Below are 20233 nucleotides of genomic sequence, written 5' to 3' on the forward strand. Positions count from 1 at the left end.
ATGGGCTACGACGTGGAGTGGGATGACCAAGGCTACGAGGTCCACACCGGTGCGCTGGATGAAGGTGGCGAGGTCATCGTCGCGGACAGCCCCTGCGGGGTGCTCAGTGCGCTGGAAGGTAGCGCGGGTGTCACGGAGAATTCGCGCGGCCTGATCGACCGGGTCACCGCGGATTGTGGGACGTGGCGGCAGACCCATCCGTTGCCCGCCCCGAACCCGATCGTCCCGGAGATCACACCACCGAGCACCGAGCCCGTTGAAACCGCCCCGCCTACGGACGGGGACTCCCCCGGCCTCCAAGGGGCTCCGGCGGTGACCTCGACCGCCCAGGTCAAGGGCCACAAGGCACATCCGTCCTTCAGCTCACGGACGCCCACCAACTCTCACTTCGATCAGTTCGAGCCCGTGTCTCCCGAGGTTCTGGCGACGTGGGTCGCGCCGGAGGGAGCGCCGTCGGCGGAGGTGGACGATCTGGCCGAGCGCATTCGACGTAACCAGCCGATGCCGCGCGAACCGGATCCGACCTTTTCCCAACCTGAGGCACTGCGGCCGACCATGGACGCAGACCCCGTGGACTTGTTCACCGGTGCGCTGACGGTGAGCGCAACGGATCTCGTGATCCCGGCCGCCACGCTTCCGATTCTGCTGCAGCGCTCGTATCGCAGCGGTCGGCCGTACTACGGGCCGTTCGGCTTTGGTTGGGACCACACGTGGAACGTGTATCTCCGGCCGTTGCTCGACGGCGCCGTGGCACTGTGGACCGGCAATCTGCAGGAAATGACCTTCACGGACAACGGGAACGGCGGGGATCCGCCCGCGGAAGCGGCGATGAATCTGCGGCGCGGAACGGAGGCATCAGAGACGTACCACCTGGAACACCCGGGCGGGCTGGTCCAGGTTTTCACTCGACCCGCCGGGTGGACCGATCCTGAGCGCATTCCGCTCGTCTCCGTGACCGACCGACACGGCAATCACGTCCACCTCAGTTACGACCAGCTCAGCCGCCTGACCTCCGTCCTGGACCAGGAGGCTCGCGGATTGTTCTTCCGCTACGGCAATTGCGGGTTGCTGGAGGGCATCACCGATCACACCGGAACACGCGCCGTGGAATACGGACACGATCCGGGGATCGAGCATCTGGTGTGCGTCCGGCTGCCGCCCACCGCACAATTCCCCCGCGGACCGACCACCGGCTACGAGTATGAGCAGCGCTCCGATCATCCAGCCATGCGGCACAACATCGTGCGGATCAGGGATGCCGAGGAGCGGACCTACCTGGAAACCGACTACGCCGGTCCGGAGGCCGGGTGGGCGTTCAATACCGTCACTCGTCAACTGGTGGGTGGTGAGGAGTTCCAGTTCCGCTACGAGCAGCTGCAGTACGTCCCCGTGAACGAGACCTACCTGGCGGTTCCCGCCTCGCAGACCACGGTCATGCCGCCCGACGGTTCGCTGCACTCGCACACGTTCAACTACCGAGGCGACCTCCTGGAACATCGCTTCCGCCTGATCTCTGACGGCTCGTTTCGAGTGGTCCCCCGGTACTTCGAGTACGACCGCGCGGGCAATTGCACGGCCCTCACCGCGCCGGACGGGATCCGCCACCGCATGCTCTTCGACGTGGACAACCCCAACCCGTGCGCGCGTCGAAATCTCCTGCGGTCGGAGGTCGGTACGGCCCTCCCCGGGTTGGCCCCCAGCCGGACGCTGCAGATCAACCAGTACGAGCCGCGCTTCCAATTGGTAACGCGTTCCACCTCGGAGTCCGGGGCTGTGAAGCGCTGGTTCTACGATCTGGATGGCCCAGACCCCGGAGCCAGCGGACTGCTGGAACGAATCGAGCAACCGGGCATCACGCGACCTGACGGCACCGTGGATCTGAGCGTCACGCGGCTAGAGCATGACTCTCGCGGGCGGCTCATCTCCGTGACTCCAGCCGACGGTGGCCGCACCACCTTCGAGTACGCCTTGGCGGGACCGGAGGACGCCCGTCTGGTCCGCATGATCCAAGACACCGATCACGCCGGTCTGGAAACCACTTTCGGGTACGACGCCGCCGGCCACCCGTTACGCATCACCGGTCCCGGCGGTCGCGTGGTCACTATCAGTTGCAACGCGCTGGGGCAGGTCGAGAACCTTGTTTCCCCGTCCTCAGACGGCACGGGGTCCAGCTATCGCACGTGGTTCGGCGATGCGGGATTGCCCGTGCGTACCCAACAACCGCGCGGGGATACCGCGGAACCGAAAATTGCGGACGAGTTCATCACGGCAGAGCTGGACCGCGATGTCCTGGGCCGTGTGGTGGCCGTGCGACAGGCCGCGAACTCCGATCAACCGCGGGTCTGGACGCAGCGGGTCGATCATCTCGGGCACTCCGTCCAGGAGACCGACCCGGTAGGCACCATCACGCGGCGGACCTTCGACGAACGCGGGCTTCTTCTGCGAGAAACCCAGGCGGTCGGGACCCCTGAACAACGCACTAGCCATGCCGCCTACGACCGCGCGGGTCGACTAATACGCCTGATCGGGCCCACGGGCGCTCTCACGACCCTCGACTACGACCTCTGGGGTCGGCTCGCAACGCTCCGCCTACCCACCGGCGCGCTGCGGCGGTATCGCTGGGGTGTCGAGGACCGACTGCTCGAAGTCACGGAGGAGGGAGCGCCGTCGGCGGGCGCGCCCACGCGAGTACTGACCCGCAGCACGTGGGATTACGACGAGCGCGGGCGCGTGACGGCCCACGTGAGCTGGGCCTTCGACCACGATCCGACCGCTGAACAGCCGGTCACCACCCGCTACCGCTACGACGGCGGCGACCGGGTCACCGGCATGGAGCTACCCCACGGGCGGATCCTGACGTTCCAGCACGACACGCTGGGCAGGCTGGAGTCTGCGGCCGACGGTGTGGGCACCGAGTACGACGCCGCGTACAACCCGTTCGGCGATCTGCAGAGCCTGACGGTCACCAAGGATTCCCCGGGTTTCCAACGGCAGATCACGTGGACGTACGAGTACAACGCGCGGGGGCTGCCGAGCGCCGTCGTCGGCCCGGACGGCCGCACGGAACTCGAGTACGACGCCGCCGCGCGCGTGACTCGCCGCCGCGAACCGGGCAACGTGGTCCTGGACTTCGCGTGGGACGCGTGGGGGCAGCTGCGGGACACCGTGGTCGACCCGGGTGGTCTCGGGCTGCACACGCACTGGGACTACGGGCCTGACGGTCTGCTCGCGCAGCTCACCGATCCAGAGGACGCTGGCACGTCGTGGACCTATGACGCGCTCGGCCGCGTGCACGAGACTCTCTTGCCGGGCGGGGCCGCGTGGCACACCGCGTACGATCCGGCGGGCGCATGGATCGAGAATGTCTCACCGGCCGGTCATCGGGTTCGGCACCATCTGGACGCGGCGGGCTGCGCCGTTCGGCGCGAAACCGTTGCGGCGGCCGGTGCGCGCACGGTACCGGCTCAGGAATTCTCCTACGATCCGTTGGGACGGCTGATTCAGGCCTCACAGTCCGGGGACACGGCGCAGCGCCGCTACGACAGTCTGCACAGGCTCATCGAGGAGACCACGGACCGCGGATCGGTTCACCTGACCTATGACGACACCGCCGGCACGAGCATTCTCCGGTACCCGGACGGCCGCAGCGAACGCACGACCTATGACCTGGCCGGGCGATCGACGCACGTGCAACTACTGACGGCGGGGAGTTTGGGCGGAACACCCGGGGAAGTCCTCGCGTCGATGAGTCACATGAGGTTGCCCACGAGGTTGGCCCTCCCCAACGGTGTGGTCAGCGAATTCCACTACGACGATCTGGATCGCCTGGTCAGTGTCCGCCACCTCCGCAACGGCATGGTGTTCGAACGCTGGGACGGGCGCTACGACCCGCGCGGGCACCGTGCGCTGACTCGGATTCTCACCGAGCCGAAGAACAGTTCGTTGCACACTTTCGACACCAAGGACCGGGTCGTGGAAGTGCGCAGCGGCTTCGATCCGGGCCTCATGGCGGATGTTTGGACACCCCAGGATCATGCAACTGCTCTGGCCGCGGCTACGGCTGCCGCAGCAGCCGCCACCGTGCGCGAGTCCTACGTGCTGAACAAGGCAGATGCGCGCGTCAGCGTGACCCGTTCGCGCGCCGGCGCCCCGCCTGTCACGGAGCTGCTGACGCTGGGCCCGGACCACCGCCTCCTCTCGGTGAACGGCCAACCGTTGACCTATCACGGGGACGGCCAACGCTCGCGCGATAACCGGTGGGTCTACGACGTCGACGCGCTCAGTCGCGTGGTCGAGATCCGGGACAACACCAGCGGTGCCGTCCGCGCCACCTTTGCGTACGATGCGCTGTCCCGCGTGATCGGCGGCGTCGATTCCGAGGGCTCGTTCACGCGCACGTGGTGGGACGGCCAGCCGCTCGAGGAGCGCCGAGGCGCGCCGGGCACCCTGCGTCAGTTCACGCCCCATCCGCTGCGAGGACTGCCGCTGTGCATCACCGACCAGCAGGGTCGACACTTCCTTCATGTCGATGGCGGACGATCCAGCATGTGCGTCACGAACACCTCCGGGGCGGTGGTCGAGCGGCACCGGTATGGGACGTTCGGTGAACCGCTCATCCTCTCCGGTGATGGCCACGCTCCCCTGGCCGCGCCGTCCGTGGCTGCGCGCTGGCGCGGCATGTCCCTCAACCACGCTCTGGATCTCTACGATTCACCATCCCGGTTGTACGACCCCGGCCAGGGTGTGTTTCTCACTCCCGACCCGCTGCTCTATACGGACAGCCCCTCAACCACGGTCTTCGCCGGCCACGATCCCGTGGATTTTGCCGACCCTTCCGGGCTCGCCAAGAGCCCCCTGGGTGACGACGCCGCCCCAGCACCTCCCGCTGCCCAGGCCGGTAGCGCCCCCGACTGGACCACCCAGACCGAGTGGACCTTTCCCCCACCAGCACGGGGACTGCTCCAACCCATCACGAGCGCGGATACGGGAAACCGTGCGGTGAATGCGGTGGCGAACAAGGTCCTGCTGCCGTGGGTGAACCTCCTGGCCTTCTGGACCAACGTGCCCCTGGCGACTCTCATGGGAGTGGATGACGCCATCAAACACAGTCCGTTCGCCGTCGAGTACGACGCATTCCAACACATGTCTCCCCTGTTCCCGGCCATGGGATTGGCACTGGAGGGTGTCCCCGCGGCCATGGGTGCCCTAGATGTCTTGGGCCGCGGTGGGGCAAGGGGCGCGGTAGCTGCCGCGAAGGCGCCCGTGTTCCTGGCAATGGGCGCGGGCGGCGGCGCTGTCCCTCCCCTGCGTTCTGCGGCGGCGCGAGCGGTCCACGCCACTGAGCAGGGGCTGGTGGATGTCGGCCGAGGTCAGTTGGGGTTCTCGAGCTACAGCACAGCGCCCCTGGTCAGTAAGTCACTGGGGATGGCGGGAGCCGAGATGGAGGCCATGCACATGTTCCCCCAGGCCATCGGCAAGGTCTTGCCAGCGTCTCACGGCTACAGTCCACACAAAGCCTTGACCACCCTGGCACCCCGCGCCCTGCATCAGGCATGGGACCGCACGTGGGTTCCGGTGTGGAACGCTGCCGTGCGCAACGGCACCCCCATGACAGCCAACGACGTCTATCGGATGCTGGTCAACGCCTTGGACCATCCCCTCCCCGATCCCGTGACCGGGCAGCAACTGTTGTTCTCCCCAGAGGTGAGGGGCGCAATCGTGTTCGCCATCGAGGCCGAGATGAAGGCGCTGGGCCTGACGGGGAGCACGGTGATTCTGCGCTGACTGAACATCAAAGTGACGACCAAAATAAACATTGGGAAAACCGCATGAAAAAAGCCCCGCGTATACAACGCGAGGCTTTCTCCCGATACGGGAAATTTGTGGAGATGGGGGGAATTGAACCCCCGTCCGATGCAGCATTGTCAAGGCTTCTCCGGGTGCAGTGTGCTAATAGGTTTCTCAGTTCCGGCCATCCCACACACAGGTGGCCGCCGAACTCAGTTACGTAAGAGTCCCACGAACGCCCGTAACCTGCGTTCGCAGCAGTGACCTTCTAGCTGATGGCAGGATCCAGGTCGAAGGTAAACCTGGGCTGCCAGACTGCTGTCGCTACTTACGCAGCGAGAGCGAAGTCAGTGCGCTTAGATTCGGCACTTATTGTGTTGCAGAGAGCGTTTACGAGATAACTCTGCGTCCTCGACCCGCTTCCCTTGTCTCAACTCACATCGTCGAAACCGATCATCCCCGTATTCAATTACCAAACCCGCTCCCTCTCGGTCGCGGACACATCAGCTTACGCCGCACCCGTGTAACGCGTCAACACGCGGGTTTATGCCCCCATGTTGCGGTACCGCATGGCGCGCTGGGCCTCACGGTTGTCCTGCTTTTCACGCAGGGTCTGGCGCTTGTCGTACTCGCGCTTACCGCGAGCCACGGCGATCTCCACTTTCACGCGCTTGTTGTCCACGAAGTACAGGGACAGCGGAATGATGGTGTAGCCGGCCTCGCGAGTCTTGCTCGCGATTCTGTCCAGCTCGGAGCGGTGCAACAGCAGTTTGCGGCGGCGCCGTGCCGAGTGGTTGGTCCACGAGCCCTGGAGGTACTCCGGGATGTGCGCGTGTTCCAACCACAGCTCACCGCTGCGGTCGAACTGGCAGAACGCGTCCACCAGGGACGCGCGTCCCATGCGCAGCGACTTCACCTCGGTCCCCATGAGCGCCAGGCCGGCCTCATAGGTGTCGTAGATGTTGAAATCGTGCCGGGCTTTCTTGTTGTTGGCCACGATCTGGCGGCCGTCATCGTTCTTCTTCTTGGCCATGGGCCGTTACTTCCTTCAGCGGGTCTCACCCAGTACGACGCCGCTCCCCCACCCTGGTGCCCTGGGGCACCTGCTGGGCGGGGCGGCGTCGTCGTTGGACGAGAGCTCCTTAGTCTTCGTCGTGCTGGCGCGCGTCGGCACGCCAGCGAATGCCTTCGTCGATGAACTTGTCGATGCCACCGTCGAACACGTTGGAGGGATTGCCCTCTTCATAGTTGGTGCGCAGGTCCTTGACCATCTGGTACGGGTTGAGCACGTAGGAGCGCATCTGATCGCCCCAGGATGCCTTGACGTCCCCGGCCATTTCCTTTTTCTTGGCGTCCGCTTCTTCCTGACGCTGCAGCAACAAACGGGACTGCAGCACGCGCAGGGCGGCGGCGCGGTTCTGGATCTGCGACTTCTCGTTCTGCATGGACACCACGATGCCCGTGGGGATGTGGGTCATGCGCACCGCGGAGTCCGTAGTGTTCACGGACTGACCGCCGGGGCCCGAGGAGCGGAACACGTCCACCTTGAGCTCGGACTCGGGGATCTCCACGGTGTCATCGGACTCGATCAGCGGAATCACTTCCACCGCGGCGAACGAGGTCTGGCGGCGGCCCTGGTTGTCGAACGGCGAGATGCGCACCAGGCGGTGCGTGCCGGCCTCGACCGAGAGCGTGCCGAACGCGTACGGGGCCTTGACCTCGAATGTGGCGGACTTCAGGCCCGCCTCTTCAGCGTAGGAGGTATCCAGCACCTTGGTCGGGTAGCCGTGACGCTCGGCCCAGCGCAGGTACATGCGCATGAGGATCTCGGCAAAGTCAGCGGCATCCACGCCACCGGCGCCGGAGCGAATGGTGACCACGGCCTCGCGCTCGTCGTACTCACCGGCCAGCAGGGTCTGGACCTCGAGCTGGCCCAGCGCCTTGCGGATGGATTCAAGCTCTTCCACCGTGCCGTCGCGGGTGTCCTGATCGTCTTCCTCTTCGGCCAACTGCACCATGACCTCCAGGTCATCGATGCGCTCGTTGAGCTTCTTGAGGCGGTCCATCTTGGACTGCTTGTGGGACAGCTGCGACGTGACCTTTTGTGCCCGGTCCTGATCGTCCCAGAGATCCGGGGCCGTGGCCTGCTTGGAGAGCTCGGCGATTTCCCGCTCGAGCGCGGCAACGTCTGTGACGGCCTCCACGGACGCATAGGTGGAGCGCAGATCGCGAATTTCAGCTGCAAAATCAATAGAGGCCATGGGACACCACTTTACGGCATACGTGCGGGTCCTTCAGTGCCGCTATTCTGGTGCCCTGCCACAACAATCAGGAGGGTGACTATGGAGCGTCCCACGGTTCTCGCACTTGTTCTTGCCGGAGGTAAAGGATCGCGGCTGGGGGCACTCACTGACAACGTGGTCAAACCCGCCCTGCCCGTGGGTGGCACCTACCGGTTGATCGACATCTCCCTGTCCAACCTGGCGCACTCTCATATTCCTGACGTGTGGATGGTCCAGCAGTACCTCCCCCACAGCCTGAACAAGTACCTGGCCAACGGCCGCCCCTGGGATTTGGACCGCTCCCACGGCGGGCTGCAGATCCTTCCGCCATTCGAGGGCCGCAACGGTGAGGGTTTCGCCTCCGGTAATTCGGATTCGATCTACCGTCAGGCCGAGCTAATTCGTGATGCCGATCCGGATCTGGTGCTCGTACTTTCGGCCGACCACCTCTACACCGTGGATTTCCGCGACGTGATCGACACCCACCTGACCAAGCGCGCGGATCTGACCATGGTCACCACCCACGTGGACGAGGACACCTCCCGCTACAGCGTGGTGACCACGGATGAGTCCGGTGCGGTGACCTCATTCGCCTACAAGCCCGAGGATCCTGCCAGCCAGCTCGTTGCGGGAGAAATGTTCCTCTTCGATACGGACAAGTTGCTCTCCGCTTTGGACACCTTGCAGGACGAGCTCGGTCAGCTTGCCGACTACGGCGAGGACCTGATCCCCTACTTCATGGAGCACCACAAGGTGTTCGAGCACCGCCATCTGGGCTACTGGATGGACCTGGGCACGGTGCAGTCCTACTGGACCGCGCAGATGCAGTTGATCGACGGCAACGGTGCGACCCTCGACGACCTCGGGTGGCCCATCTGGACCGGTCAGGTTCCGCTCCTGCCGGGTTTCGTCAACGACGACGCCGCCGTCACCAACTCCTTCATCGCTCCCGGCGCGCGCGTGGCCGGCACGGTCGAACACTCCGTGATCGGCCAAAACTGCGTGATCGAGGCCGGTGCCGTGGTGCGCAACAGCGTGCTGTTGGACAACGTGCACGTGGGATCCACGGTGGAGCTCATCAACGTGGTGGCCGACTCAGGCGCGGAAATCACCGGAGGAACTCAACGCGGGTCCTCCCAAGCGATCACGCTGATCGACCGCGACGGCAAGGTCAGCCAACGCGATGAATTCGACCACGAAGCGGTGCTGCCGCGGGGGTGGGAGAAGTACTGAGGTCTCATGTGAGGAAAAAGTGAATTTTGAGTCTCCCACGGGCATTTCCCTCACCCAAGATTTCGATGGCACCCGGTTAGCGCCCCATGACCGCTCGCGCGTCACCGGTGGCAGTGATTGGAACGCCCGCGGGAATAATGTAGTTCACCACCGGCGGGTGCACCACGGCGTTCAAGGTGACCTGCGCAGTCAGCCCGTCAGAGGTTCCGGTCGGTGCACCCAGTGATAGCTGCTGCACCTCATCAAAAGCACCCACGGTTCCAAGGTAGCTCGACGCCGCTCCCGCCACGCCGTCGTGCGTCAGGATTGGCGACGGTGCCGCTCCCGCCGTTCGATCCAGGTCGGTGAAGGTATCCGCGGAAGCGCTGGATGCCCGATCGGCCAGGGACTGAAGTTTCCTCTCTCCGATGTACACACTCGTGATGGCCATGATCGTAATGACCAGCAGCAGAGTGACCAGAGTGAACGCCAAGAGGACGATGGTGGTCTGTCCGGAATCCCGTTCACGAGGATCGCCCCGAAACCGGCGCAACAGGCACGTCACGAGACGTGTGCAGCGAGAAGGACGTTCGATGTCAGACAGAATCGTCACGAATACCTCCCGGACACGACCGTGACATCCGAATTGAGAGTGGCCAAGTTGGCCGTCACGAACCCCGGAACAGCAGGGAGCCCCACGGTAAGACGAGCATGAACCGTTGCCACTGCACCGGGTGAAGTACACGAGCCATCGGAACAGCTCACCTCAAGGGCGAGGTCCTGCGCGTCGAACCCGTGATCCAGGGCGGCGACCGCGGCAATCTCATGAATGGCAGCCTGATTGAAGCTATCCGCTTCCATGACCGAGATGGCTTGGCCAGCTTGTTCAGATGCGGCCACCACGGCGAAAGAACCTGCTTGCACCCGAGACACCGTGACCACCAAATAGAACACAGGGATGAGCAACAGCAGCCCCAACGCGACGAATTCCACGATGGCACTGCCCCGATCCGGATGATCAGGTTCCACAGCCGGTGACGCGGGCATGCGCCCCCGTAAAACGCGACTAGTCCATGACCACGGCATGACCACTCACATTCAACGATTCCGGAGGACCGAACATTGCGACCACGGGCAGTGGCGCGACCACGGTGATCTCAACGGCGGGCAATGATCCCACCTGAGTTCGCGAGACACTCACGTTGTGGGCGTAGCTCTCACCCACCGAGTTGGCGATAATCCCGCGGGCGCGAGCGACGCCGTCGTCGTCGGTGCGGTCCGCCAAACTGGCGTACCGCGCGCCGGCTGCGGCGGCGTCAATCAGGGTGTTACGCACGTGCAAAGCGAAGCCCAACTGCAGAATGCCCGCGAAGATGACCACGGCGAGCGCCAGGACCATCACATATTCGGCGACGGCATTACCCGCGTCCCTGTTGTCCTCAGAGACCGGAGACTCGGTTGATCGCATCCTGGAACAGGCCTTCGAGTGCGGGACGGGCGATGAGGAGCAGGCCAGCGACGAGCACTGCGGACATCAGCGTGAGCATGACCCAACCGGGTACGTCCCCACGATCGCGGTCCTCATCGCTGAAACGAGAATGCAGTGCATTGCTCAAGGTCAACAGCGCGAACAACGGTGTGGTCACTAATAGGCGGTATTTCATGTCTAGCTCCTTTGATAATTGCTAACTCTTATTCGGTGAAGTCATTGGGTAGAGATCAGAAACCCATTTCTAGGACGGCCAATCCGGGGAACACGGCGAAGACAACGCTGAGTGGAAGGACGAAGAACACGACGGGTATCAACATCGCGATTTCCTTCTTGCCCGCGATCTCCATCAGGACGCGCTTATCGTGATCGCGGACGTCCTGGGCTTGAGCGCGCAGGACCTCGGCCAGCGGTGTTCCCCGTTCGATGGCCACGATGATGCCGTCCACGAACCGTCCCAGCGGAATGACGTCGGTACGGGAGGAAAAATCCTGGAGCGCCGTGACCAGCCCCGATCCTGCGCGGGTCTGTGCCAGGACTTGCCTGAACTCGTCGACAAGCTCGCCTTCGGCAACACGGCACACTCGTTCCAGGGCTCCGACGGCGCTCTCCCCCGCGCCCACGGACAAGGCCATGAGTTCGGCCACGGCCGGGAACTCTGCAAGCATGAGCTTCTCCCGTTTGGCGATGCGTTGTTTCAGGAGAAAATCTCTGCCCCATACCCCGCAGAAGGCGCCCAGGACCGCTCCGACCATGACGATGGCGACGCTCACGTCTCCTCGCAGAATGAGGCCGATGCTGAAGACACTGCCGATCAGAACACCGAGCACCGCGAAGACCACTTGCTCCGCTCGGTAGTCGACCACCGACTTATCGAGACCCGCCCGAATGAGTCGTCGCTCAAGAACCGACGCGCTTCCGGCGAAGGGAGTTATCTTGTCGGTGGCCCACGTCAGTGCTTGCTGGAGGACGGGCCCGACACGGTCGTTTCCAGCTGTTCGACTGGCTCTCACGACTCCGCGTCGGTTCAAGGCGGAACTGACCTGAACCATGCGCAACTGCGGCGCAATGCGGTCGGCAAAACTGGGCGCTCCGACGGCACGCACGGCGCTGAGCATCAGCCACAGTCCCCCGGCCAGGACCAGGGCAATGAGAACTCCTGTGGTCCATGTGTTCATCGCAGCACCCTCCGCTCGGTGGGGAGTGCTCCGAGTCGCAGCATCAGTCGGTAGGCAGCGACGGAGATCGCCAAACCGCCCAGCAACACCAATGCTCCGGTGGGAGTGTTGTACGCCTCGATGGCGGCCGGCTGGGTGGACATCAACGCCAACACGAGCCAGGGAGCAGCAACGGACAGTCGAGCCGCGTTCACGGTCCAGGACTGTCGTGCCTCGAGTTCGCTCCGGGTCCGTTCGTTCTCCCGCAGGAACGATGACAAGGTGCCCAGCAGTTTGCCCAGGTCGGTGCCGCCCACTTCACGGGTCACACGTAGGGCCTCCACGATGTTGTCGGCGACCGGATCCGCCAGGCGATTCTTCAGCAGGGTCAACGAACCATGAAGCTGACCGCTGGCCCGGTAATCGGCTGCGAATTGTCCGAAGGCGGGGCGGAGTACCTCAGGACCGCGGTACTGCAATTGCATGAGCGCCTCGGGCAATCCCATGCCGGCCCGAATTGCAGAACGTAAATGGTCCACCACATCGGGCCACACTTCACGCAACACAGCCGAGCGTCGCTCGCCACGTCGTTTGATGAACCAGAAGGGAATGTAGCCCGCGACCAACATGGCACACAGGCCGAAGGCGGGGGCCGACGTCAGGGCCGTCACAGCCAGCCCCGTCACCACAGCGACGGCGATACTCACGGCGACCAACGTTGCCGGTGCCACATTGGGTAGACCAGCCCGCAACAGCGAGGTCTTCAACCGGCCAGTGCGCGCGTGTCGGGTCTTCTTGCTGGTCGGCTGATTCCAGAACGACCACCAGATGAGAAAAACCCCGGCCCCCATGAGGACGCCCAACAACGCGCTCATGAGGTTTTCGCTCGAGTCTTCTTCGCTGACGTCTGCCCTTGGGCGGGTGCCTTGGCAGCCGGCGCGCCTTCCAGAAGTGCCGAGGGCTGGTAGCCCGACCTCAAGAACTTTTCCGGCGAGGGAACTTCGGCGGCAACCGGCACCAGTTCGCCGTCGACGTGGCGGAACAGCGGATAGGTCTCGATGATGCCGTTCTCCACCCGGTTGCCCACAGCCAAAATCTCGGCCACGAACCGATGGCCGTTGTTGTTGCGGTGGCAATGCACAACCATGTCGAAGCACGAGGCAACCGTGGGAACCACAAAGGCCGTGCTGATGTTCTCGCCCGCCAACAGGGGCAACGTACAGATTTTGGTGACTGCATCCCGAGCAGAGTTGGCGTGCAGGGAGCACATCCCTGGCAAGCCTGCGTTCAGCGCAATGAGCATGTCTAAGCTTTCGGCCTCGCGAACCTCACCGACGATCAAGCGGTCCGGGCGCATCCGCAACGCTTCCTTCACGAGGCGCCGCAGCGGAATCTCACCCGCACCTTCCAGATTCGCTTGCCTGCACTGCATGCCGACGACGTCGCGCAGCGCCACCTTGAGCTCGAAAATCTCTTCAACTGTCACCACGCGCTCCCGCGGGCCGATGGATGAGCACAGACAGTTGAGCATGGTGGTTTTTCCGGCCTGCGTCGCACCGGAGACCAGAATGTTGAGCCCGCTGGCGACCGAGGCTTCCAGGAACTTGGCCGCAGAAGTACTGAGGGACCCAAGGGCCACCAGGTCCTGAAGCCGACGAGCACGAGCGACGAACTTCCGGATGTTGACCGCCCAATGCTTGCGCGTCACATCCGGAATCACCACGTGGAGACGGGAACCGTCCGGGAGCGCAGCGTCAACGAACGGGGAGCTGAGGTCCAACCTGCGCCCAGATGATTTGAGCATCCGTTCGACGAGCGTGCGCACGTGCACTTCGCTCAGCACCAAGCTGGTGAGCTCGGACTCGCCGGCCCGGGCGACATAAATCTCCGCGGGGCCGTTGATCCAGATTTCTTCGATGTCGGGGTCATCGAGATACGGCTGAAGCGGTCCATAGCCGGCCACCAAGTCCAGAACGTTTTTACGCACGGCGGCAAGATCATCAACGCGGGGCAGGCCAGCACGAGCCGAACGCAGGTCGTAGTCCTCGACGGCGGCGTCGACAATACGGCGCGTGGATTCCACCTCGTGCAGCGGGTCCAATCCGCTTCTGCGGATCTGCTCCCTGACGTCCGCCTCGATCAACCCAATAGCGTCTTCAGCTACCACTGTGGCCATAATTCCCCCTGGGGTTCCCCCGAACCCAACTGAATGGCTAGTTCGTAACTGAACCTAGGGGAAAACTCCGCGAGCTGTTATTCCACTCCCCGCAACCTGTGGACAACTAGCGCATTTCGGGTTTGACCAGGGTCTTGACCGTGTCATCTAGTGACCAAAAATGTAAACGCATACAGATGTGTGCGAGTCAGACGCTGCGTGAGACCACTACGCGAAGATGCTCACGCCTCGGCGATGGGTCAGCGCACCGCCCAGAGCAATACGACCCGGACCGGTGAACGCGATGGCCAGCGCTGCGGCGCCGAGCACCATGACGAATTCGAAACCGCCGTCGGAGACGAAGAATCCGGCGGGTGCATGCACGAAGTAGATGGAGCCGGCCATCACCACCGCCAGCAACAGGCCGGCAATGCGGGAGAACAGTCCCACAATCAGCGCGATACCTCCGATCAGCTCGGTGAAAGCGGCAAAGGGCGCGGCAATCTCCGGCAGGGGAACACCCATCTCGGCGAAGTTGGAGGTGGTGCCGCTAATGGTCCACTCGTTGAACTTCTGCCAGCCGTGCATCACAAAGGTGATGCCCACGACTACGCGGAGAATCAGCAGCCCAAAATTGACGGAGGTACGGGTTTTTCGCGAAGAGTTCATGACGAACAAAGCTACCGGTCAGATGTTAACGACGTGGGTCGATAGCCTCTGATTTCCCTGGACACGGCCGTACAAGCCAGCCGGGAACCCAGGCTCAGACGGCCGTGGAACCGGTGCGAGCGGCCTCGGCGGGTGGCGGTCCCAAAGGCGAGGTGTGTTTGAAGGCGCGCACCGAACGGCGGTCGGAGTGATCACGGGTGGGTTGCCAGGGCTTCTCGGCCTCGGAAATGGCGATGTGACGGGCCAAGCGCGTGGTATTGGTTTCCTGGATGCGGCGATTATGCGCGCTCGTGAACTGGGTGATCATGAACAACACGATCAACCCGTAGAGCACCAGGTCAGTACCGCGGCCGATACCCAGAAAGCGCGCCATATGGGTCACCATGTCCGGCACGAAAATGGATAGTGCGGCGAACACGAAGAACGCAAGAGCGACCAGGCGGCGAATGGCCTGGTGTTTGGCGTTGACTCCCCCGCGCACCAGAGTGAGCGCGCCGTAGCCCACGGCAAGCACCAGAAGTAACTGAACAATAATCGTCACTGTGAATAGCCCCCGGTTACTTCACGAACAGTTCGGTCAGGATGTTCACGCCGTTGAGAAGGGACTGGCCCTTGCCCTTGGAGTAGTCCGTGTAAATGATCTCCACGGGATGCTCCACCCAGTGCGGTTTGATTTCCGCGAACTGGTTCACGATCTCAGACGCGTGGGCCATGCGGTTCTGCTTGAGGTCGATCTGTTGCAGTGTCTTTCGGTTGATGGCACGCAAGCCGTTGTGGGCGTCGGAGAGGTCCATGCCGCTCGTGAACTTGGACACGAACGCCGCCGTGCGCAGCACCAGTCGCTTGAGTTTGGAGACCTGCGTGCGGTCATCCAGGAAGCGGGACCCGAGCACCACGTCAGCCTCACCGGAGCGAATGCGCTGGACCATGTCGTAGGCATCCACCACGCGGTGCTGACCGTCTGAGTCGAAGGTCACCACGCAATCCATGTCCGGATCCTGCAGCGCGTACTCGAAACCGGTCTGCAGCGCGGCCCCCTGCCCCAGGTTAATGGGATGACTGACCACCACGGCACCGGCCTCACGACAAATGCGGGCGGAGTCATCGGATGAACCGTCGTCAATGCAGACCACGTGGGGAAAAGTCTTCCGGAGGTTCTCCAGGACTTCTCCCACCACTTGGCCTTCGTTGTACACAGGCATCACGATCCACGCACGACTCACGCGGAGTATTCTCCCACAAGCAACCGACCGAACCCTGTTGACCGTTGTGTGCCGCTGAGCACTTACGCGGCGCATTCCGCGCTTGGATGAAAATAATCGGTAGTGCCGGCCGTGCCACCGGACAGAACTTGGCGTGGACGTTGCTCATCTATAGTTGTCCCGAATCTTCCTCAATCTTCAAGGACCGAACCATGCCCCAAGTCAATCCTCGAATTGCAGGTCTCGCGTGCTGACGGAGTGGTGGCAGTACCTGCCTGCGTTACTAGCAGTTCTAGCATTCCTGTGGCTGCCGGGGCTGGCTCTGCAGTGGGCCTTCGGCCAGCGCACCGCTCGGATTGTCTTAGCAGCCCCGGCATTCAGCGTGGCTGTAGTGGGGCTCACCGGTGTGGTCCTGGATCTACTGGGAGTCCCCTACAACTCCCTGACCCAGGCCATAAGTGCGGTGGTTTTGACGGTTCTGGCTTGGCTGGTGGGCCGTCTCATCCCCCGCGGTGGGTATCACGCAGGGCAGAGAGCCGCGGGCGCTTCCGAGAATGTCCATCACCATTCCGTGGGCCGATACCGTTGGTTGTTCCCCGTGGGTGCCGCTGCGGGGCTGGCTATCGGCGCACTCCTAATGGTGCGCCGTTTGATCTCGGTGATTGGCCACCCGGAGGCGCTCACACAACGCTATGACAACATTTTTCATCTCAACGCGATTCGATACATCGTAGATACCGGCAATGGCTCCACCCTCACACTCAACCAGATGACCAACCCGGACAGCACCATCGCGCTGTACCCGGCCGCGTGGCATCAGTTCGCCTCGCTTATGGTCCCTTTGACCGGCGGCAATGTGATGGCGGCCCACAACGTAATGCTGCTAGCCGTGGCAGGGTTCGTGTGGACTGCATCTTGCATTTATCTTGCACGCTGTCTCCTGGGGCCCTCCCCTCTGGTAAGTGTCGTTGCCGGTACTGCCTCAGCCGGTTTCGGAATTTTTCCGCTCGGGTTGATCGCATGGGGACCGTTGTTCGCCAACATTCTGTCTTTGGCGCTGGTCCCGGTGGCCCTCGGCCTGCTCGTGCGCCTGCTCGGAGCGCGTCTGACCGTCGACCCCACCGCGCGCACACCCGACACTGCCGGCCGGATTCGCCTGGGTGCGTGTCTGGTGGTGGTCCTGGGGGCCCTGTGCTTGTCCCAGCCGAATGCACTCCTCGCCTTGTTAGCGGTGGCAGTCCCCCTCGGTGCCACTTCCTGGTGGCTTGCCCTGCAGGCGGCAGCCGTGGCCCGAAAGAGAAAGAAGGCGATAATTCTGGCTGTCCTGGGAGCGGCGGCTGTGGCTGCCTGGTCGGTGGTTTGGAACACGCTGAGCACCGATTATGTCTGGGACCGTTTCACCTCCACCGCGCGAGCTGTTGGGGAGGCACTGTTGTATAGCACCAACGATCGCGACGAAGTTCCTTGGGTCCTTGTGATCCTGACAGCTTCCGGAATTTACGCGGCCATTTCCCGGCACCAGTTACGCTGGCTCGTAGTTGCCCACCTCTTGCTGGTCTACCTTTACGCCGTGGCAGCCGCCGGAGAGAACGGCCCCGTCCGCCAGTGGTTGGTGGGCGGTTGGTATACGGATTCCTATCGTCTGGCCGCTACACTTCCACTCACCGCTGTGCCGTTGATCGCTCTGGGTGCCTTCCACCTTGTAAAGGCCACCGTCACCTGCATTAACAGCTTGTTTAATTTGGAAAAGCAGACCCCAAGCAGGAGCCATACCGCAACCTACCCGATCGTAGCGGTGGTCATGCTCATAACCATCGTTCCTCTTTCCCAAGTGGATTCACTCACGCAGTCCACTCGGTGGGGTAAGCAGGCTTACACATGGGAAGGCTGGGACAATATTCTTAGCTTGGAGGAATACCAACTACTCGAAAACATCGATAAGCACGTGGCACCGGATGAAAGTATCGCCATCAACCCGTGGAATGGCGGCGCCTTGGCCTACGCGGTAGCTGACCGCCCCGTAACTCAATATCACGTCGGCGAACCCGACCCACTATTGCAACCACTTGTTCAAGACATCGACGACGCCACCCCAACCAGCCCCGCGTGTGAGGCTGCCGATGAACTCGACGTAGAGTGGGTACTGGACTTCGGTACCCAGTTCTTGCCCGGTGGTGCCGATGCGGCTCACCTGTACGACGGTGTCACGGCCGTCGATCCCGTGATTGACCAGAATCTGGAGCTCGTCGACCGCAACGGATCAGCCGCGCTGTACGAAATTGTCGGTTGCAACGGGTCCTGACCGATCAGCAGGGCCCGAACGCCAAGCTCTACGAGATCGTCGGCTGCGACTGATCCCAACCGCATACAGAACGACGGCGCCGCGAGACCAGGTCTCGCGGCGCCGTCGTCGTGTGTGGAGCTTTCAGGCGGAGGTGGCGTCCTCTTCTGAGAGCGGCCCGTCCAAATCGGGATCGTACTGGGGCTTGAACTCTTCACCGCGTTCGAGGGCCTCGGCCTTCTCGCGCTCACGGTGACGCTTCTTGTCCTCGATAGCGCGGGCCAGGTTCTCCCGGTGCTCGCGCTCCACGACTTCCGGGTCTTGGTGGCGCATATGGGCCACCGCGCCGAACACTGTGCCGTCGTAGACCTTGTTACCGTGATCCATCACGATGCCGCGTTCGCAGATGTCCATGACCAGGCCCAGATCGTGGCTCACGACCACCAGGGTCTTGCCGCGACGCACCAGGTCCTTGATGCGGCCGATGCACTTCTTCTGGAACGGCTCGTCACCCACGGACAGGATCTCGTCCACCAGGAATACCTCGGGGTCCGTGTGGACAGCCACGGAGAAGGCCAGGCGCAGGTACATACCCGAGCTGTAGAACTTCACCTCGGTGTCGATGAACTCCGCGATCTCGGAGAAGGCCACGATGTCGTCGAACTTCTCGTCGATCTCTTCCTTGGTCATCCCCAGGATTGCACCGTTGAGGTACACGTTGTCGCGTCCGGTGAGGTCCGGGTGGAAACCGGCGCCCACCTCGATCAGACCGGCGACCTTTTCACGCGTGAGCACAGTGCCAGAATCCGGGTTCATCACTCCGGAAATCATCTTGAGCGAGGTGGATTTGCCGGAACCGTTGAAGCCCAACAGGGCCACGGTCTCGCCATCGTAGATGTCGAAGGAGACATCGTTGAGGGCCTTGAACTTGGCCGTGAGGTCGCCCTTGCGGCCCTTGACCAGCCACACGAAAGCTTCCTTCATGGAGCGGGTGTGGCGCAGCACGAACTCTTTGCTCATGTTCTGCACGCGGATCGCAAGATCCTGATCCGTGCGTTCCTTGACGTTTTTGCTAGCAGTACTGGACACGATGATTTACAGCTCCTGCGCGAAGTTGCCCTCTTGGGCACGGAACAAACGGTCGCCAATGAAGAAAATCAGCAGACTCACCACAATGGTCAGTGGCGTCCACCAGGTCAGCAGGTGCGGTGGCACGTGCCAGATCTGCGGCATGTCGGTGGTAGGGAACCAGAAACCGTAGTGGAACAGTTCCACCGCCACGGTCAGTGGGTTGAGCATGTACACGAAGTACACCCATTCCCAGAGCTTGTCGCGCACCATGATCCACATGTAGAGCACGGGCGAGGCCCACGTGGCCACCATGACGATCAGGTCCACGATGTTTTCCGCGTCGCGAAAGAACACGTTGAACGTGGCGAACAGCATGCCCAGACCCAGTGAGAAGACCGCCACGATCAGGGTGCCCACGATGACCGCGAGCAGCTGCTTGAGATCTGGTCGCCAGCCCGTGATGAAACACGCGATCAGCAGGATGGCCAACTGCGGCACGAAGTGCACGAACGCGACCAACAAGTTGGAGACCGGGAACAACTGTCTGGGGAGGTAGATCTTCTTGAGCAGACCGCCATTGGCCACGACCGAGCGTGACGCGTTACCGAAGACCTCACCGAACAGGTTCATGACCACAATTCCGGAGAACAGGTACACGGCGAAGTTCTCGATGCCGCGATTGAGTTCTAGGAACACGCCCATGGCGATGTAGAACACCAGGAACTGAACGCCAGGCTTCAGATAGGACCACAGCAGTCCGAGGACCGTTCCGCGGTAGCGAATCTGAATTTCCTTGTCGACGATCAGCTTCAACAGGAACCTGTTCGCCAAGACGTCTCGCAGCCCGCGATCCTGTCCCGGGGGCTTCAGATGCGAAACGGGAGCATTCATACGGTGGTGCCATCCTTTCCTCGTGACGCACCTTTGA

Annotated in this window: 17 protein-coding genes and 1 other RNA gene; 3 read left to right on the forward strand and 15 right to left on the reverse strand. The window is 62.7% G+C overall.

Annotation, left to right across the window (positions count from 1 at the left end):
• Positions 1–5784: a DUF6531 domain-containing protein gene (locus CKW39_RS06770; RefSeq protein ID WP_095797385.1), complete on the forward strand. Its 5784-nt coding sequence runs from the start codon at positions 1–3 to the stop codon at positions 5782–5784.
• A 96-nt stretch (positions 5785–5880) separates the two neighbouring features.
• On the opposite strand, the gene ssrA is transcribed toward CKW39_RS06770, so the two are convergent.
• The 3 genes from ssrA to prfB all read right to left on the reverse strand — a co-directional run bounded on the left by ssrA (position 5881) and on the right by prfB (position 8048).
• Positions 5881–6248, reverse strand: a transfer-messenger RNA (tmRNA) gene (gene ssrA / locus CKW39_RS06775).
• Positions 6249–6331: 83 nt separating this feature from the next.
• Positions 6332–6820 (reverse strand): SsrA-binding protein SmpB, encoded by a 489-nt coding sequence (gene smpB, locus CKW39_RS06780; RefSeq protein ID WP_095797386.1) that lies wholly within the window; start codon positions 6818–6820, stop codon positions 6332–6334.
• A gap of 109 nt (positions 6821–6929) precedes the next feature.
• Positions 6930–8048 carry a peptide chain release factor 2 gene (prfB, locus tag CKW39_RS06785; protein WP_095797387.1) on the reverse strand — a complete coding sequence of 373 codons (1119 nt, stop codon included), beginning with the start codon at positions 8046–8048 and terminating at the stop codon, positions 6930–6932.
• An 81-nt stretch (positions 8049–8129) separates the two neighbouring features.
• Here prfB and CKW39_RS06790 point away from each other — a divergent pair, with 81 nt between their 5' ends.
• Positions 8130–9302, forward strand: a complete 1173-nt coding sequence (locus tag CKW39_RS06790) for a glucose-1-phosphate adenylyltransferase family protein (RefSeq protein ID WP_095797388.1) — start codon at positions 8130–8132, stop codon at positions 9300–9302.
• A gap of 76 nt (positions 9303–9378) precedes the next feature.
• Here the strand turns inward: CKW39_RS06790 and CKW39_RS06795 are convergent, their stop codons facing one another.
• From CKW39_RS06795 to CKW39_RS06840, 10 genes are all read right to left on the reverse strand, one after another.
• A complete protein-coding gene (locus tag CKW39_RS06795; protein WP_095797389.1) occupies positions 9379–9894 on the reverse strand; it encodes a pilus assembly protein TadG-related protein in 516 nt (171 codons plus the stop codon).
• Entirely contained in the window at positions 9891–10328 is a 438-nt protein-coding gene (locus CKW39_RS06800; RefSeq protein WP_254049316.1) for a hypothetical protein, read from the reverse strand. Before CKW39_RS06800 ends, CKW39_RS06795 begins: the two co-directional genes overlap by 4 nt.
• Positions 10329–10347: 19 nt before the next feature.
• Positions 10348–10749: a TadE/TadG family type IV pilus assembly protein gene (locus tag CKW39_RS06805; RefSeq protein ID WP_095797390.1), complete on the reverse strand. Its 402-nt coding sequence runs from the start codon at positions 10747–10749 to the stop codon at positions 10348–10350.
• The gene (locus CKW39_RS06810) at positions 10721–10945 is read right to left on the reverse strand and encodes a hypothetical protein (RefSeq protein WP_095797391.1); all 225 of its coding nucleotides are present in this window, start codon (positions 10943–10945) and stop codon (positions 10721–10723) included. The genes CKW39_RS06805 and CKW39_RS06810 overlap by 29 nt, the downstream gene beginning before the upstream one ends.
• Positions 10946–11000: 55 nt before the next feature.
• Positions 11001–11948, reverse strand: a complete 948-nt coding sequence (locus CKW39_RS06815) for a type II secretion system F family protein (RefSeq protein WP_095797392.1) — start codon at positions 11946–11948, stop codon at positions 11001–11003.
• On the reverse strand, positions 11945–12802 hold the full coding sequence (locus CKW39_RS06820; RefSeq protein ID WP_095797393.1) for a type II secretion system F family protein: 858 nt from the start codon (positions 12800–12802) through the stop codon (positions 11945–11947). The genes CKW39_RS06815 and CKW39_RS06820 overlap by 4 nt, the downstream gene beginning before the upstream one ends.
• Positions 12799–14103 carry a CpaF family protein gene (locus CKW39_RS06825; protein ID WP_095797394.1) on the reverse strand — a complete coding sequence of 435 codons (1305 nt, stop codon included), beginning with the start codon at positions 14101–14103 and terminating at the stop codon, positions 12799–12801. The genes CKW39_RS06820 and CKW39_RS06825 overlap by 4 nt, the downstream gene beginning before the upstream one ends.
• Positions 14104–14310: 207 nt before the next feature.
• Complete coding sequence (locus CKW39_RS06830; RefSeq protein ID WP_095797395.1) at positions 14311–14751, reverse strand: DoxX family protein; 441 nt, start codon at positions 14749–14751, stop codon at positions 14311–14313.
• A gap of 94 nt (positions 14752–14845) precedes the next feature.
• On the reverse strand, positions 14846–15292 hold the full coding sequence (locus CKW39_RS06835; protein WP_095797396.1) for a DUF2304 domain-containing protein: 447 nt from the start codon (positions 15290–15292) through the stop codon (positions 14846–14848).
• A gap of 16 nt (positions 15293–15308) precedes the next feature.
• Positions 15309–15974, reverse strand: coding sequence for a glycosyltransferase family 2 protein (locus CKW39_RS06840; protein WP_223286442.1), 666 nt, complete (start codon positions 15972–15974; stop codon positions 15309–15311).
• 226 nt (positions 15975–16200) lie between these two features.
• Between CKW39_RS06840 and CKW39_RS06845 the strand changes: the two genes are divergently transcribed.
• Complete coding sequence (locus CKW39_RS06845; protein WP_095797397.1) at positions 16201–18255, forward strand: DUF6541 family protein; 2055 nt, start codon at positions 16201–16203, stop codon at positions 18253–18255.
• Between the two features lie 123 nt (positions 18256–18378).
• On the opposite strand, the gene CKW39_RS06850 is transcribed toward CKW39_RS06845, so the two are convergent.
• Both CKW39_RS06850 and CKW39_RS06855 read right to left on the reverse strand, forming a co-directional pair.
• Positions 18379–19323 (reverse strand): ABC transporter ATP-binding protein, encoded by a 945-nt coding sequence (locus tag CKW39_RS06850; RefSeq protein ID WP_095797398.1) that lies wholly within the window; start codon positions 19321–19323, stop codon positions 18379–18381.
• A gap of 6 nt (positions 19324–19329) precedes the next feature.
• A complete protein-coding gene (locus tag CKW39_RS06855) occupies positions 19330–20196 on the reverse strand; it encodes an ABC transporter permease (RefSeq protein WP_095797399.1) in 867 nt (288 codons plus the stop codon).
• Positions 20197–20233 lie beyond the last annotated feature (37 nt).

The sequence above is a fragment of the Kocuria sp. WRN011 genome, from assembly GCF_002295155.1.
GTDB lineage: Bacteria > Actinomycetota > Actinomycetes > Actinomycetales > Micrococcaceae > Kocuria > Kocuria carniphila.

Excerpts from the sequence above, each read along its gene's own strand:
- CKW39_RS06770 (WP_095797385.1), top strand. The coding sequence starts at position 1 with ATGGGCTACGACGTGGAGTGGGATGACCAAGGCTACGAGGTCCACACC.
- smpB (WP_095797386.1), bottom strand. The coding sequence starts at position 6,820 with ATGGCCAAGAAGAAGAACGATGACGGCCGCCAGATCGTGGCCAACAAC.
- prfB (WP_095797387.1), bottom strand. The coding sequence starts at position 8,048 with ATGGCCTCTATTGATTTTGCAGCTGAAATTCGCGATCTGCGCTCCACC.
- CKW39_RS06790 (WP_095797388.1), top strand. The coding sequence starts at position 8,130 with ATGGAGCGTCCCACGGTTCTCGCACTTGTTCTTGCCGGAGGTAAAGGA.
- CKW39_RS06800 (WP_254049316.1), bottom strand. The coding sequence starts at position 10,328 with ATGCCCGCGTCACCGGCTGTGGAACCTGATCATCCGGATCGGGGCAGT.
- CKW39_RS06805 (WP_095797390.1), bottom strand. The coding sequence starts at position 10,749 with ATGCGATCAACCGAGTCTCCGGTCTCTGAGGACAACAGGGACGCGGGT.
- CKW39_RS06810 (WP_095797391.1), bottom strand. The coding sequence starts at position 10,945 with ATGAAATACCGCCTATTAGTGACCACACCGTTGTTCGCGCTGTTGACC.
- CKW39_RS06815 (WP_095797392.1), bottom strand. The coding sequence starts at position 11,948 with ATGAACACATGGACCACAGGAGTTCTCATTGCCCTGGTCCTGGCCGGG.
- CKW39_RS06820 (WP_095797393.1), bottom strand. The coding sequence starts at position 12,802 with ATGAGCGCGTTGTTGGGCGTCCTCATGGGGGCCGGGGTTTTTCTCATC.
- CKW39_RS06825 (WP_095797394.1), bottom strand. The coding sequence starts at position 14,103 with ATGGCCACAGTGGTAGCTGAAGACGCTATTGGGTTGATCGAGGCGGAC.
- CKW39_RS06830 (WP_095797395.1), bottom strand. The coding sequence starts at position 14,751 with ATGAACTCTTCGCGAAAAACCCGTACCTCCGTCAATTTTGGGCTGCTG.
- CKW39_RS06855 (WP_095797399.1), bottom strand. The coding sequence starts at position 20,196 with ATGAATGCTCCCGTTTCGCATCTGAAGCCCCCGGGACAGGATCGCGGG.